The sequence below is a fragment of the Pseudomonas sp. PA-5-4B genome (assembly GCF_021606215.1).
Classification (GTDB): Bacteria; Pseudomonadota; Gammaproteobacteria; order Pseudomonadales; family Pseudomonadaceae; genus Aquipseudomonas; species Aquipseudomonas edaphica.
Window position 1 is genome coordinate 25,093 of the sequence record NZ_WKDB01000058.1, and the last position, 13,879, is coordinate 38,971.

Here is a 13,879-nt window from a genome sequence, read left to right on the forward strand (position 1 = left end):
CTCACAGCGGCCAACCCTCACTTTTCAAGGACTCCCCATGACTCTGACGGGCAAGATGCTGATCGGTCAGCACGCAACTCTCGGCCATCGAGAAGCAATCCAGGCGATTAATCCCGCCACCGACCTGCCCTTGGCGCCTGCCTACCCAGGCGGCGATGGCGAGCACGTCGACCAAGCCTGTGCCTTGGCCTGGGCTGCGTTTGACACCTATCGCGACACCTCACTGGCAGTGCGCGCAGCGTTTCTAGAAGCGATTGCCGACAACATTGAAGCCCTTGGCGATGAACTGATCGAACGCGCCTTAGCCGAAACCGGCCTGCCCCGCGCGCGGATACAGGGCGAACGCGGCCGCACCTGCGGGCAATTGCGCACATTCGCCCGCACGGTGCGCGCCGGTGAATGGCTGGATGTACGCGTCGACACCGCGCAACCGACGCGTCAGCCATTGCCACGTGCAGACCTGCGCCAGCGGCATATTGCGTTGGGGCCGGTGGCAGTGTTTGGCGCGAGCAATTTCCCCTTGGCCTTCTCCGTGGCGGGCGGCGATACCGCCTCTGCGCTCGCCGCCGGTTGCCCGGTGATCGTCAAGGCCCATGGCGCGCATCCCGGCACCAGCGAACTGGTCGGCCGTGCGCTGGCCAAGGCCGTTAAAGACTGCGGTTTGCCCGACGGTGTGTTTTCGCTGCTGTATGGATCGGGTCGCGAAGTCGGCATCGCATTGGTCACCGACCCGCGTATCAAGGCCGTGGGGTTTACCGGCTCACGCAGCGGCGGTATCGCCCTGACCCAGGCGGCGCAAGCGCGGCCGGAGCCGATTCCGGTGTATGCGGAAATGAGTTCGATCAACCCGGTGTATCTGTTTCCTGCGGCGTTGCACACGCGTGCAGAGGCGTTGGCCCAAGGTTTTGTCGCCTCGTTGACCCAAGGCGCCGGGCAGTTTTGCACCAACCCTGGCTTGGTGATTGCGGTCGCAGGCCCGGCACTCGAGCGCTTTGTCGCCACGGCGAGTGAGTTGCTCCCGGCGTGCGCCGCCCAGACCATGCTGACGCCAGGTATTTTCCAGGCCTATGAAGCGGGCGTCGGCAGCTTGGCCGAACACGCACAAGTCGCCGCCAAAGGCTTGGCGGCGCAAGGCCCGAATCAAGGCCAGGCGCAGCTGTTTGTGACCCAGGCCAGCGCGTTTTTAAGCAATGAGCATCTACAGGCGGAAGTCTTCGGCGCAGCCTCCTTGGTCGTGGTGTGTGCCAATGACGAAGAAGTGCGCCAGGTTTCCGAGCAGTTGGAAGGCCAGTTGACCGCCACACTGCACCTGGACGCCGCCGACCTGGCACGCGCCCAAGCCCTGCTGCCGGTATTGGAGCGCAAGGCCGGGCGCCTGCTGGTCAACGGCTGGCCGACCGGCGTGGAAGTGTGCGACGCCATGGTCCACGGCGGCCCGTTCCCGGCCACCAGCGACTCGCGCAGCACCTCGGTCGGTACCGCAGCGATCCTGCGTTTTCTGCGCCCGGTGTGTTACCAGGACTTCCCGGACAGCTTGCTGCCCGCTGCGCTGCAACACGCCAACCCGCTGCTGTTGCGACGCTTGCTCGACGGCCAGAGAGAGGCCTGAACGATGAGCGACAGCAACCGTGCTGATATCGCTGTGATTGGCGCCGGCATCATTGGCGTCGCCTGCGCCCTGCAATTGGCCCGTCAAGGCCAACGCGTGGTGGTCATCGACCCACAGGCGCCGGGCATGGGCGCGTCCTATGGCAACGCCGGGCATTTAGCCACCGAGCAAGTGTTCCCGATTGCCGACGCATCGATCCTCAAGCGCCTGCCCGCCATGCTGATGGACCCTATGGGTCCGTTACGCCTGGACTGGAAGTACCTGCCACGCGCCCTGCCCTGGTTCGTGCGCTTGTTGCTCAACCTACGCCCGGCGAACTACCGGCGCACGGTGGCGGGCATTCGTGCGCTCAATGAGGCCAGCCTGGGCGCTTGGCAACGTCTGCTGCAGGCCATTGAGCAGCCGCAGCTGTTGCGCGCCGAGGGTTCGTTGCTGGTATTTGAGCGTGCCGCGTCCGGGGAAGCCATCGACGCGTTGCGCCAACGCATGCAGCAGCAGAATGTGCCGGTGGATTTCTGGTCGGGCGAGGCAATACGCAAGGCCGCGCCGCAACTGAACGATGCGATCCAGGGCGGCCTGTTCTTCCCGGGTACCGGGCATTTTATTGATCCGTACAGCGTGGTGTGCGCACTGGTGAGCGCGGCCAAGGCTTGCGGTGTGCAGTTTGTGCAGCAACGCGTGCTCGATGGGCGCCTGGAATCGGACGGCGTATCGCTGCTGACCGATCAAGGCAGCCTGACTGCCCGCCAGGTGCTGATCGCCTGCGGCGCCCATTCGGCCAAACTCACCGCTGCACTTACCGGCAAGCACGTCCCGCTGGACACCGAGCGCGGCTATCACCTGATGCTGCCCCACGAACACCAGCGCTTGCCCTTTGCCGTGACCTCGTTCGAGCGCAAATTTATCATGACCCCCATGAACGATGGCTTGCGCCTGGCCGGCACGGTCGAATTCGCAGGCCTGGAGCGCCCCGCCAATATGCAACGCGCCTGGCAGTTACACCGGTTGAGCCAGGGCTTGTTTCGCCAGGACTTGAGTACCCGGGACGCAACCCCATGGATGGGCTTTCGCCCGTCGCTGCCGGACTCGCTGCCGATCATTGATCGGGTGGCGGAAGGCAAGGTACTGCTCGCGTTTGGGCATCAGCATTTGGGGTTGACGCAGGCGGCGGTGACGGCGGAGATGGTCGTGCAACTGGCCACGCCAGGTAAGCGCATGGCGCTGCCGGACCTGGCCCCTTACCGATTGGCGCGCTTTTAGGTCTTTGGCGTTATTGTGGCAAGCCTGCTCGCCACAGTGACAATCACAGTGCTCGCGCTCAACGCTACTTGACCAAGCGCTTCTCTTTGGATGGCCGATAGCCGAAATACGCGCTGTAGCACTTACTGAAATGGCTCGGCGACACAAACCCGCACGCCACCAGCACATCCACCTGTGACAGTTCGGTGTGCTGTAACAAACGCCGCGCCTCGGTGACGCGTAACTCCATGTAATAGCGTTGCGGCGTAGTGCCCAGTTGCTCCTTGAACAGGCGTTCGAGCTGGCGCCGCGAACGGCCGGCGTAGACTGCCAATTGGTCCAGTTCCAAGGGTTCTTCGAGGTTGGCGTCCATCAGTTTCACCACTTCACGCAGTGGCGCGCTGACGCTGATGTTCTCCGTGGGTTTGATACGCCGGTAGCGTGACTCTTCAAACGCCAGGATGTCTTCGATACCTTCGACCAAGGCCTTGCCATGCAGGCTTTTGATCCAGTCCAGGGCCATATGGAACGCGCCCGATGGGCTGGAGGCGGTGAGGCGATCGCGGTCAATCACGTAGGGTTCGCTGGTGACCTGCGCAGCTTTGGACACTTCCGACAGCGCCGGGCGATGTTCCGGGTGGATCGCGCAGCGGTAACCCTGCAACAGCCCGGCGCGACCAAGGAACCAGGCGCCGTTCCATAGGCCGGCGAGGCTCACACCCTGTTCGGCGGCGCTGCGCAACAGCTGGATGAAATCCTCGCCGGCTTTGAGTTCGGTGCGAAAACCGCCGCAGATCACCAGCAAATCCAGGTCGGGCAATGCCGACGCTTGCAGGCGGGCATCCGGGCGGATCACCAGGCCCAAGTCGCTGATAACTTCGCCCTCGTCACACCCGAAGGTACGCGTGGCAAACAGCTCGGGGCGCAACAGGTTGGCGGTGATCAGGGTGTCGAGGGTCTGGGTGAATGCCGGCAGGGAAAAGTGTTCGAGCAGCAAAAAACCAACGCGGGTGACCGGCGACGGCTGCTGGAAGTTTTCATTCAGGTAGCGCAGGTTCTTGCCTTTCATGCCACCGCTGAACTGGCGTCTTTCCATCGAGGGTTGGCCCACTCTTTTTGTTTATGCAATGGGCGCTATCTTAGGGGCAAATGCGCCGGCTGTCGTGCCGCATTCCCACGAAGAATAATGACTATGCTGCATGGCCGCTGCCACGATGGAGGACGCTTGCCTGTTGATAGTCAACACGACCTTTAAGCCTGATCTTTACAAAAGCAACCGCCTCCCGGGCCCGCAGCCTGGCAGCTGCGGGACCATCTGATACGGTTTTTTCTTTGCTATCTGCGTCTGTATCGAAACGCCAGTGAAGCGGACAATGGGCGCCATTCCGACACTCCTGTCGACTCCCTTCCCTTCGGAGGCCTTATGACCAAGATGGCAATTTTCCTGTTCGGTTTTCTGGTGCTGACCATCGGTATCGGCTTGCTGGCAACCATCTCGCCGGTGTGAGGCACTGCTTCACGCAAAAAGCATCGGGTACAACGACAGCACCAACAGCGCCGCCATCGACCCGTTGAATACCCGCAACCAACGCGGCTCGCGCAGCACGTTGCGCAATCCACTGCCGCAGCCCACCCACACGCACACACTGGGCAGGTTGACCACCGCAAATACCAGCGCAATCACCAGTACATTGGTCACATAACCTTCGGCCGGCGTATAGGTGGTGATTGCTCCCAGCGCCATGATCCATGCCTTGGGATTGACCCACTGAAACGCGGCCGCGCCAAGAAAGGTCATGGGTTTGCCACGCTCGTCAGGGTTCTCGGACATGCCGCCAGCGGTGGCAATCTTCCACGCCAGGTAGAGCAAATAGGCTGCTCCCACATAGCGCAACACCGTGTAGGCCCACGGGAATACCTTGAACACTTCGCCCAGGCCCAGGCCTACCGACATCACCAACAGCATGAAGCCGATGCTGATCCCCAGCGCGTGGGGCATCGAGCGGCGAAAGCCAAAATTCACCCCCGAGGCGAGCAACATGGTGTTGTTCGGGCCGGGCGTGATCGAGGACACGAAGGCAAACAGGACAAAGGCGGACAAGAGGCTGGTGGACATGAACATGGCGCGGCATCCAGGCGGTAGTGGTATGCCTGCGACAGTAGTGGGTTACAGCCCTTGCCGCCCCGTACAGCTAGGGGCGGATCGAGGCATACACTTTGGCGTTATCGAGCTGATCGGTAGAGTTGCGCGCCTTGCTTGAGTCTGCGCTGAACACATCACAACGGCGTACCGGCCGACTACGGTTCCCACTGAGCCCGCCGGGAACCGTTGGTGTTGGCAGACAACCCACGCGTCTCAGTTTTGGGGCCGTTGCTTGGTCGAGTCCAGCTCAGCCTTTTTGCCCGTGGAGATCTCGGTGATCTGCGCGGACTTGGCGATGGCAAAGTCGAAGGTGTCCTGCATTTTGGCGATGGCGTCGGTCGAGGTGCCATCGAGCCCACCCTTGGCCGCCCAATCAAAGTTCCACACGCCGGAGAGGTTGTCGGCCCCCGCCACGTCGTGGGTTTCAATCGCGGTGAACACGTCCGGGTGGCGCTCCATGTACTTGGCAGCGTCGGACACATCCGTGGGCACTTTGCCCGAAGTGTTGTTGGCCAGTTGCGTGAGCTCCTGCTTGGTGATCGCTGACTTGCCCGTTTGGCGCATGTAGTCGGCAATAACCTTGCTGGACTTGGCAATGTTCAACTTGTCGTCGAACGTGGAAGGCGAAGACTTTGGCGTATTCGACCCGCCAGACGCGGGCGTTACGGTAGTAGACATCGGCGCTGCTCCTTCAATGGAACGAATGAAATCGTCAAGCTGACGATACCCCGACGCGGACGTTAGCATGGGCAAAGGGCCATTCCGCACGCTTCACAACATTTCACAACGCCAGGCGGGTTTTGCCGGTGTTTTCGAAGCGCCGTTACCCTGTGCTAGCTGACAACCTCTAGTATGAGTGGGCTGTTGTGGCGAGCAAGCTTGCTTGCGCTGGGGTGCGAAGCAGCCCCAATAAAGGCACTGCAATGTTCCTGAAAGAACTCAGCGACTGGGTTTGGGGCTGCTTCGCAGCCCAACGCAGGCGGTGCGACGATTCGACAAGCCTGCTCGCCACAGGAGAAACTGGCTGCCTTGAAAAGTTGTGTAGGTACCTAGGGCCATCGCAGGCAAGCCAGCTCCCACATACAAGCAATTCGAAAAAATCATCAGGCCGTGCGCACATCCCGCTGCCTGGCCAACCCTTCCAGCGTAAACCGTGCCTGCATCAGCACCACATCGCGCACCGCCTCCATCTCCTTCTGATTCACCTCGGTCCACTTCAGTGCTTCCAGCAACTTGGGCTTCTGCACCCGAAACGCCAAGCCCTGGGTGAACAGCGCCATGGAGTGAATCACCGTGCGCTCGTCTTCCACGGCAAAGCCGGAAAGGCGCGCGATCAGTTGGCGTATGACCCGACCAATGCGTGCCTTGAAGCGGTCTTCAAAGGCGGTAGTTGCGCTTTGCGGGCACAGGCCCGCCTGATGACGATCCATAAATGCGCGCCAGATCGTGGTCTGGGGGCTGTCCTGGATGGTGGACACCACCGTACCCAGAATGCCCAGCGAGACGTCGATCAAGGTTTTATCGCTCGCCTTGGCATCCGCCAACGCGGCCTCGGCCGCTTCCACGCACGGCGACATCTTGCGCCACAGCAGCGTGATCAAATGCTCGACACACTCCAGGTACACGCCTTCCTTGCCATCGAAGTAGTACTGGATCGCGGGCGCATTAACCCCGGCAGCCGTGGCGATGTCACGGGTGGACGCGCGGTCATAGCCGCGTTCGCCAAACACCTCGACCGCCGCTTCGACGATACGTGCGCGGGTTTCTTCACCGCGCTGGTAACCACCTTCGGCAGCAGGTTTATGTCGTGCCATGTGCAGCTCCTCTCGAATACCGGACCAAAATATACCAGTTGACAAAAATTCGCGAAAAATAGAATTTATTCCATCCGATATAAAACCGGCTCTCACAAACAGGAATGACTCGATGTCCGCTGCAACCCCCTCCCCTCAGGTCATTCCTGAAGACACCGTTAATGGCCAGCGCAGCAAAGCGCGCCGCATTCTCCTGAGCATCGTCACCCTCGCGCTGCTGGGCGGCCTTGGCTGGGCCGCGTGGTGGTGGCTGGACGGGCGCTTTATCGAGACCACCGACGATGCCTACCTGCAGGCCGACAGCATCAGCGTAGCGCCCAAGATCAACGGCTATGTGGCCGAGGTGCTGGTCAGCGACAACCAGAACGTCAAGCGTGGCGACGTGCTGGTGCGCCTGGATGCGCGCAAATACCAGGCGGTGAGCGACGAAGCCTCGGCGACGATAGCTGCGCGCAATGCCGACTACGCCAAAGCCCAGGCCGACCTGGTACAGCAAGATTCCACCATTGCCGAAGCCCGCGCCCAATTGCAAGGCGCCCAGGCCGACGCGCAACACGCACAAACCGAAGTGGCCCGTTATGCGCCGCTGGCCCGCTCCGGCGCCGAGCCAGAAGAACGCCTGGCGCAACTCAACAACCAACTGGCGCAGGCACGCAGCACCGTGGCCGCCAAACAGGCTGCGCTGCGCTCCAGCGAAACCCGCTACGGCACCCTGCAAGCCCAGCTCAAGCAGGCCCAGGCACAACTCGGCGTGGCCAAGGCCAGCGAAGCGCAGAGCCAGCTGGATGTAGATGATGCGGTGATCCGCAGCCCGCTGGAGGGTCGGGTGGCCGACCGTGGTGTGCGCGTCGGCCAGTATGTGCAGCCCGGCACGCGCTTACTGACGGTGGTGCCGATCAGCGCGATCTACCTGACCGCCAACTACAAGGAAACCCAGATCGGCGCCATGCGTCCCGGCCAGGCCGTCACAGTGCACGTGGATGCACTGCCCGGCCGCAACCTGCAGGGGCATATCGACAGCCTGTCGCCCGGTACTGGCGCGCAGTTCGCCTTGCTGCCGCCCTCAAATGCCACCGGCAACTTCACCAAAATCGTGCAGCGTGTGCCGGTGAGAATTGCCCTTGATGTACCCGATGATATTCGCGCGTCGTTGATGCCCGGCCTGTCGGCCACCGTCGAAGTCGACACGCGTAGCCACGCGGCGGATGCCAATCATGGCTGAGGCGCTGATGGCCGAGGCCGTCGCCGAAAAACCGCGTAACGCCTCGTTGACCGACTGGATCGCCGTGGCTGCCGGGGCATTGGGCGCGTTGCTGGCGACGCTGGACGTGTCGATCACCAACTCGGCGCTGCCGCAGATCCAGGGCCAGATCGGCGCGACCGGCACCGAAGGTACGTGGATCGCCACCGGCTACCTGATGTCGGAAATCGTCATGATCCCGCTCGCCGCATGGCTGACGCGGGTATTCGGCCTGCGCCGCTTTCTGATCGGCACCGCGCTGATGTTCACCGCGTTTTCGATGTTCTGCGGCTTGTCCTCCAGCCTCGGTGCGATGATCGCCGGGCGCATCGGCCAGGGCTTCGCCGGCGGTGCGATGATCCCCACCGCGCAGACCATCGTGCGCACGCGCCTGCCCCCGCACCAACTGGCGATCGGCACCACCATGTTCGGCATGACCGTGATTCTCGGCCCGTTGCTGGGCCCGGTGATCGGCGGCTGGCTCACGGAAAACATCAACTGGCGCTGGTGTTTCTTTCTCAACCTGCCCATCAGCATTGCGCTGATCACCTTGCTGATCACCGGCCTGCCGACCGAGCGCATGAACCTGCAACGCTTTATCAGCGCTGACTGGTTGGGCATCCTCGGCCTGGCCATGGGTTTGAGTTCGCTGACCGTGGTGCTCGAAGAAGGCCAGCGCGAACACTGGTTTGATTCGCTGCTGATCATCTGGCTGAGCATCGCCACCGTCACCGGGTTCTTCCTGATTGCCCTGGGGCAACTGCGCTCAACAACCCCGATCCTGCGCCTGCAACTGGTGCTCAACAAAAGCTTTGGCAGCGTGCTGTTGATCGGCACAGCGGTCGGCGCCGGCATCTATGGCACGGCGTACCTGGTGCCGCAATTCCTGGGCATTTTGTCGGGCTACAACGCGCAGCAGTCGGGCGCGATCATGCTGTTATCGGGGATTCCGGCGTTTGTGTTGATGCCGATTCTGCCAAGAATGCTGGGCCGCTACGACCTGCGCTGGATGGTCGGCGCCGGGCTGTTGCTGTACTGGGCCAGTTGCTACGTCGACACCACGCTCACCACTGACAGCGTTGGCCATGACTTTATCTGGTCGCAACTGCTGCGCGGGTTCGGGCAGATCCTGGTGATGATGCCTCTAAGCCAATTATCCATGCGCTCGGTGCAAACCCACGAAGCCGGGGACGCTGCCGGGCTGTACAACATGTCGCGCAACCTGGGCGGCACCATCGGCCTGGCCCTGCTCGGCGTGTTGATGGACCGGCGCAGCCACTTTCACGACGACATGCTGCGCGAAGGCGTCCAGGCCAACAGCCAATTGGCCCAGGACCACATGGCAAGCAGCACCGCCAGCTACCTGGCACAAACCGGTGATGCGTCCACCTCACAGCTGCAAGCCTTTGCGCAACTGGCCAATGATATCGCGCGGCAAGCTTCGGTCATGGCCTACAACGACTCGTTTTATCTACTGGGACTGGCGATGCTGGCGTGCCTGCCCCTGATCTTTATTCTGAAAAAGCGCACGGTAACCCGATGATCCCTCGCAAGCTTGCTCTTCTGTTCAGCGTTGCGCTGCTGTCCGCCTGCACGGTCGGCCCCGACTACCAGGGTGCCCCCAACGTTGCGCCAAAAACCCTGGCGGCCGGGCGCCTGCCGCATGCCGATAACACCTCCGCTGGCGCACCCGCTGTCGCGCAGTGGTGGCGCACGCTGGGCGACGCGCAGCTCAACGAACTGGTGGACAAAGCCCTGCGCAACAGCCCCGACATCGCCACCGCCCAGGCCCGTTTGCAGCAATCGCGCGCCAGCCTTAGCGGCGCACAGGCCAACGCGATGCCCAAGGTCAGCGGTGATGCTGCGATGCTCAAACTGCGCTCGCCCGACACCTCCGCGCTGGGTGGCAACAGTGGCGGCGGCCGCGGCCCGCTGAACCTCTACCTCGCCGGCTTCGATGCCAGCTGGGAAGCCGACCTGTTCGGCGGCACCCGTCGCGCCGTCGAGGCTGCGCAGGCCGAAGCCGACGCGTCCCAGGCGCAATTGGCCGATGCCCAGGTGCAACTGGCCGCCGAAATCGTCCAGGCCTACACCGACCTGCGCGACCAGCAAACACGCCTGGCACTGGTGGACTCCAGCGTCGACATCGAAAACCAGGCCCTGGACCTCACCCAGCAGCGCCGCGAGCGCGGCGTGGCCTCGCAACTGCAACTTGAACAAGTCATCACCCAAGCCGAAAACACCCAGGCCCAGCGCCTGCCACTGCAAGCCGCCATCGTCGAATCCCTCGACCAACTCGGCCTGCTTTGCGGCCTGGAACCCGGCGAACTGGATGGCCAACTCGCCACTGCCCGCGCCCTGCCCGCCTTACCCAGCGCCGTGCCGTTGGCCGACCCGGCGGCGCTGCTGAGGGCGCGCCCGGATATCCGCATGGCCGAGCGTAAACTGGCCTCCAGCAACGCACAGATCGGCGAAAAAACCGCCGACTGGTTCCCCAAGCTCAGCCTCACCGGTGACCTGTCCTTCTCGGCCAGCGACCCCGGCCACCTTGCGCGTAAAGACAGCGGCACCTGGCTGGTCCTGCCGCGCATCACCTGGAACGCCCTCGACTTCGGCCGCGTCGCCGCCAGCGTCAAAGGCGCCGAGGCCGGACGCGATGAAGCCTTGGCGCAGTACAAGAGCGTGGTATTGAGTGCATTGCGCGATGCGGATGTGGCCTTGGCACGCTATGGGCATCAGCGCCAGAATGTGGTGCTGCTGCGTAACGTGGAATCTTCGGCAGTACGCGCCGCCGACCTGACACGCCAGCGTTATCGCGCGGGCACGGCCAGCACCCTCGATTGGCTGGATGCCGAGCGCACGCGCTACCAGGCGCAAGAGAGCCGGATATCCGGCGACGCTGAACTGCTGAAGGATTTTGCCTCGCTGCACAAGGCGCTTGGGTTAGGCTGGACGCTGTAAAGGGTTCTACGCACATAAACCAAGGAACAACATGATCACCCTTCGTAAAGCGACAACGGCCGATATCGATACGCTGCGCGAGGTCGGTTGCCAGACCTATCGCGAGCATTTTTCGACGTTATGGTCGCCTGCCGGTATGCACGGTTTTCTTGAGCAGGATTTTTCACCCAGTGCACTGCGCCAGTCACTCGAGTTGCCAGGCAAGCATGCGTGGTTCACTGCTTTCGATGAACAAGGCAACGCCGTCGGGTTTGCCAAAGTGAATTGGTCGGTGCCGGCGCCGTTAACCGCTGAAGTGGGCGCGGAGCTGCAGAAAATCTACCTGCTCAAATCCGCCGCCGGCAGGGGTTACGGCAAACAACTGTTGCAGTGTGTTCGCGATGAAGTGGCGCAACGTGGTGAGCATTTACTGTGGCTGGACGTGCTCAAAACCAACGTCAGTGCACAGGGCTTTTATGAGGCATTCGGGTTTCGGCGCATGGGCGAAATCCCCTTCAGCACGGACCTTGCCGACATAGGGATGGTCGTCATGGGACTTCAATTGAAACAGCAGGCGCAGTGCTAAATGGCCGAACTGATAGAGGGGCTCGACGGGCCCAGAACCGCACAACAAGAACTGTTTTACGACCTTGACGATGCACGCGCAGTTATCGGCTGGTCGGTGGTGGAGCTGACGGCGATGGCCGCGAACGGCCGAACACCCGATGAAGCGGTGGCGCTAATGAAAATGTGTGCATTGCTGGCTGCGCAGCAGGAAAAGCTTGGCGTGTACGCCGAAGAGGTGAAGGCACAGCGTATTGTCCGCGCTGAGGCCTAGCGAGTAATAAAAAAAGGAATATATACATGCCGTTTTCATTGGAAGAAAGAACCGCCTTGCTCGCTCTCAAGGGCGTAGGCCCCACCGTGATTACACGGCTGGAGCAGTTGGGCATTGACTCATTGGAAGTGCTTGGAAAGTCGAACGTGAGCGACATTCTGGCGCAAGCATCGGCAGCAGTCGGGTCGACCTGCTGGAAAAACAGCCCTCAAGCGCGGGCGGCCATTACTGCAGCTGTGGCGCTGGCGCAAAAAGCCTGACAAGAAGGTCTAAACCACTGCCGGAATCCTGCACGTTGGTTAATGGCCGTTACCCATCACTTAAAGGCGAACACCGTTACTGTGGCGAGCAGGCTTGTCGAATCGTCGCACCGCCTGCGTTGGGCTGCGAAGCAGCCCCAGTTCGCTCTAACTGACGTGTCACGCCGCCTGAATAGGCTTAGCTCGCAACTCAATCAGTCGATAATCACATCGCGACCTTCCGCCTTCAAACGGGCAAGGTTGTCCTTCATCTGCTGCAACCGCTCAGGCGCATGCCCCTGCCACTTCGTCACCTCAGCCACCACCCGTAGCGGCTCCAACGAGCGATAGGACAGCGTCGGGTTACCGGCAAATTTCTTATCCGTCACGTTGGGGTCATCCAAGATTGGCCCGGTGGCCTCTACCACGTAAATCCGTTCTGGACCGTCACCCAACGCCAGCTCAGCGCCCCAAATCGCAGCATCCAACGTGCCCGCGAAATACACCCAGGACAGTGGCTTGCCCGTTGTGAAGTTGGAGGGGTAGCCGACGCGGATGGTGTCGCCTGGCTCCAGGTCAGCCCGGGTGCCGTGGAAGAACTGGCGGGTGAATACGCCGGCAATAGTGGACATGGGCTGGATGCTCCTTGGAGGAAGGGAATTGGGGTAGAAGCACAAAAAAAGGATGAAATGGAGAAGCCAAAACAGTGATGGCACTGTAGCATCACTGCTTTTCTTTTGAGGCCCCCGCGTGAACAAGAAATTTCTATATTGCACTGGCGCGTTCATTCCGTTGGCCGCTGTCGTTTATGCCTTCCCCCTTTACGTCCGTGTTGACCCGTCGATTAAATTCTGGCTTTTCCTTGGGGTTCTGGCGCTCATCGTGATGATCATGCACGTGGCTGCGCACCTTGGCGCACTCGCTGATAACAAAGCGTTTCTGGAGGCAATAAACCGCCTTCCCACCGTGCGCATCACCCACCGACTGACTCGGGAAAACCTGATCAAAAAAATGCAGGCTGGCGTATTGATGCCCTACCCGGCAAAGCGCGGGCGCCTGCCAGAATGGTTCGCCCATTGGATGGATGGCAAACACCCCGCCACCTGGGTATCCATTGGCAAACCTGAAGACGTCAGCCCTGCTCTGCTGGGGTCCGTTCGTCAAAAAGAATGGCCCATGGCAATTTCGTTCCATGTGCCAAGTACAGACATCGTGATGCCACCTGGTTTTCTGAAACACCTGTATGGCTGCTACCAACAGCGGCTGCTCAATACGGTGAAGATCCCACACAACGCCGATCTGTATAAACGCGTCGGGAAAAATTGGCAGTTGCTGAGCCTTCAGGAACGCCAAGCACTGTACGCTCCGGTTGCTATGGCGGTGGCGGCTTAACAAAAGAAAGGGATGGATTCATGTCACTGAACATAGGTCCGTCCCTTCTCTCGGCAGCAGAGCATCAGCGCTGGTCGATTTCGATTTTTTGAGTTGGATCGGGGCTGTACTTTTGGCGTTTTAATTGCGGGTCGCCTTTGGCCAGGCAAAAGAAGAATATCTCCGCCTCCCCGCAGCCGCCGTGCAAGGCTCGCGCATTCGCTTGACTGCAAATGCGCGAGCCATGCGCGGGGTTGCGGAACGGCTCTCAAATTGCAGGCAATAAAAAACCCCGTAGACGTTAATCTACGGGGTTTTCAAGAGTGGAGGCCGAGGTCGGAATCGAACCGGCGCAGGCGGATTTGCAATCCACAATTAAAACTCTAAAAATCAATTAGTTAAATAAATTACTTTTCCGCATTTGTGATGTATTTAAACGGCCGGAG

At 61.1% G+C, this 13,879-nt stretch carries 14 protein-coding genes; 9 read left to right on the forward strand and 5 right to left on the reverse strand.

The window, feature by feature from the left end:
* Window positions 1-37 precede the first annotated feature (37 nt).
* Together GIW28_RS23475 and GIW28_RS23480 are read left to right on the forward strand one after the other, a co-directional pair.
* Entirely contained in the window at window positions 38-1,609 is a 1,572-nt protein-coding gene (locus tag GIW28_RS23475) for an aldehyde dehydrogenase (NADP(+)) (RefSeq protein ID WP_236447744.1), read from the forward strand.
* 3 nt (window positions 1,610-1,612) lie between these two features.
* Window positions 1,613-2,869, forward strand: coding sequence for an NAD(P)/FAD-dependent oxidoreductase (locus tag GIW28_RS23480; protein ID WP_236447745.1), 1,257 nt, complete (start codon window positions 1,613-1,615; stop codon window positions 2,867-2,869).
* A 64-nt stretch (window positions 2,870-2,933) separates the two neighbouring features.
* On the opposite strand, the gene GIW28_RS23485 is transcribed toward GIW28_RS23480, so the two are convergent.
* From GIW28_RS23485 to GIW28_RS23500, 4 genes are all read right to left on the reverse strand, one after another.
* Window positions 2,934-3,917, reverse strand: coding sequence for a GlxA family transcriptional regulator (locus GIW28_RS23485; RefSeq protein WP_050547755.1), 984 nt, complete (start codon window positions 3,915-3,917; stop codon window positions 2,934-2,936).
* A gap of 447 nt (window positions 3,918-4,364) precedes the next feature.
* Window positions 4,365-4,970, reverse strand: coding sequence for a LysE family translocator (locus tag GIW28_RS23490; RefSeq protein WP_017138877.1), 606 nt, complete (start codon window positions 4,968-4,970; stop codon window positions 4,365-4,367).
* Window positions 4,971-5,204: 234 nt separating this feature from the next.
* Window positions 5,205-5,669 (reverse strand): hypothetical protein, encoded by a 465-nt coding sequence (locus GIW28_RS23495; RefSeq protein WP_236458987.1) that lies wholly within the window; start codon window positions 5,667-5,669, stop codon window positions 5,205-5,207.
* A gap of 425 nt (window positions 5,670-6,094) precedes the next feature.
* Window positions 6,095-6,805, reverse strand: coding sequence for a CerR family C-terminal domain-containing protein (locus tag GIW28_RS23500; RefSeq protein WP_099549690.1), 711 nt, complete (start codon window positions 6,803-6,805; stop codon window positions 6,095-6,097).
* A 112-nt stretch (window positions 6,806-6,917) separates the two neighbouring features.
* Here GIW28_RS23500 and GIW28_RS23505 point away from each other — a divergent pair, with 112 nt between their 5' ends.
* The 6 genes from GIW28_RS23505 to GIW28_RS23530 are packed head-to-tail and all read left to right on the forward strand — an operon-like array spanning window position 6,918 to window position 12,083.
* On the forward strand, window positions 6,918-8,027 hold the full coding sequence (locus tag GIW28_RS23505; RefSeq protein ID WP_236447948.1) for an HlyD family secretion protein: 1,110 nt from the start codon (window positions 6,918-6,920) through the stop codon (window positions 8,025-8,027).
* Window positions 8,020-9,588, forward strand: a complete 1,569-nt coding sequence (locus tag GIW28_RS23510) for a DHA2 family efflux MFS transporter permease subunit (RefSeq protein WP_236447949.1) — start codon at window positions 8,020-8,022, stop codon at window positions 9,586-9,588. Before GIW28_RS23505 ends, GIW28_RS23510 begins: the two co-directional genes overlap by 8 nt.
* Window positions 9,585-11,006 carry an efflux transporter outer membrane subunit gene (locus tag GIW28_RS23515; RefSeq protein WP_236447950.1) on the forward strand — a complete coding sequence of 474 codons (1,422 nt, stop codon included), beginning with the start codon at window positions 9,585-9,587 and terminating at the stop codon, window positions 11,004-11,006. The genes GIW28_RS23510 and GIW28_RS23515 overlap by 4 nt, the downstream gene beginning before the upstream one ends.
* A gap of 31 nt (window positions 11,007-11,037) precedes the next feature.
* Window positions 11,038-11,571, forward strand: a complete 534-nt coding sequence (locus GIW28_RS23520) for a GNAT family N-acetyltransferase (protein WP_017138883.1) — start codon at window positions 11,038-11,040, stop codon at window positions 11,569-11,571.
* Complete coding sequence (locus tag GIW28_RS23525) at window positions 11,572-11,823, forward strand: hypothetical protein (RefSeq protein WP_099549685.1); 252 nt, start codon at window positions 11,572-11,574, stop codon at window positions 11,821-11,823.
* A gap of 26 nt (window positions 11,824-11,849) precedes the next feature.
* Window positions 11,850-12,083 carry a Pathogenicity locus gene (locus tag GIW28_RS23530; protein ID WP_017138885.1) on the forward strand — a complete coding sequence of 78 codons (234 nt, stop codon included), beginning with the start codon at window positions 11,850-11,852 and terminating at the stop codon, window positions 12,081-12,083.
* 194 nt (window positions 12,084-12,277) lie between these two features.
* Here GIW28_RS23530 and arr read toward each other — a convergent pair whose 3' ends face one another.
* Window positions 12,278-12,694, reverse strand: a complete 417-nt coding sequence (gene arr, locus GIW28_RS23535; protein WP_138452607.1) for an NAD(+)--rifampin ADP-ribosyltransferase — start codon at window positions 12,692-12,694, stop codon at window positions 12,278-12,280.
* Between the two features lie 118 nt (window positions 12,695-12,812).
* On the opposite strand from arr, the gene GIW28_RS23540 reads away from it, so the two are divergent.
* The gene (locus GIW28_RS23540) at window positions 12,813-13,454 is read left to right on the forward strand and encodes a hypothetical protein (protein ID WP_169986200.1); all 642 of its coding nucleotides are present in this window, start codon (window positions 12,813-12,815) and stop codon (window positions 13,452-13,454) included.
* The last annotated feature ends 425 nt before the right edge of the window (window positions 13,455-13,879 follow it).

What these genes read in the sequence shown, in the direction of transcription:
- GIW28_RS23520 (WP_017138883.1), top strand. Translation starts at nt 11,038, where the DNA reads ATGATCACCCTTCGTAAAGCGACAACGGCCGATATCGATACGCTGCGC.
- arr (WP_138452607.1), bottom strand. Translation starts at nt 12,694, where the DNA reads ATGTCCACTATTGCCGGCGTATTCACCCGCCAGTTCTTCCACGGCACC.
- GIW28_RS23490 (WP_017138877.1), bottom strand. Translation starts at nt 4,970, where the DNA reads ATGTTCATGTCCACCAGCCTCTTGTCCGCCTTTGTCCTGTTTGCCTTC.
- GIW28_RS23475 (WP_236447744.1), top strand. Translation starts at nt 38, where the DNA reads ATGACTCTGACGGGCAAGATGCTGATCGGTCAGCACGCAACTCTCGGC.
- GIW28_RS23495 (WP_236458987.1), bottom strand. Translation starts at nt 5,669, where the DNA reads ATGTCTACTACCGTAACGCCCGCGTCTGGCGGGTCGAATACGCCAAAG.
- GIW28_RS23485 (WP_050547755.1), bottom strand. Translation starts at nt 3,917, where the DNA reads ATGAAAGGCAAGAACCTGCGCTACCTGAATGAAAACTTCCAGCAGCCG.
- GIW28_RS23515 (WP_236447950.1), top strand. Translation starts at nt 9,585, where the DNA reads ATGATCCCTCGCAAGCTTGCTCTTCTGTTCAGCGTTGCGCTGCTGTCC.
- GIW28_RS23510 (WP_236447949.1), top strand. Translation starts at nt 8,020, where the DNA reads ATGGCTGAGGCGCTGATGGCCGAGGCCGTCGCCGAAAAACCGCGTAAC.
- GIW28_RS23505 (WP_236447948.1), top strand. Translation starts at nt 6,918, where the DNA reads ATGTCCGCTGCAACCCCCTCCCCTCAGGTCATTCCTGAAGACACCGTT.
- GIW28_RS23525 (WP_099549685.1), top strand. Translation starts at nt 11,572, where the DNA reads ATGGCCGAACTGATAGAGGGGCTCGACGGGCCCAGAACCGCACAACAA.
- GIW28_RS23480 (WP_236447745.1), top strand. Translation starts at nt 1,613, where the DNA reads ATGAGCGACAGCAACCGTGCTGATATCGCTGTGATTGGCGCCGGCATC.
- GIW28_RS23530 (WP_017138885.1), top strand. Translation starts at nt 11,850, where the DNA reads ATGCCGTTTTCATTGGAAGAAAGAACCGCCTTGCTCGCTCTCAAGGGC.
- GIW28_RS23500 (WP_099549690.1), bottom strand. Translation starts at nt 6,805, where the DNA reads ATGGCACGACATAAACCTGCTGCCGAAGGTGGTTACCAGCGCGGTGAA.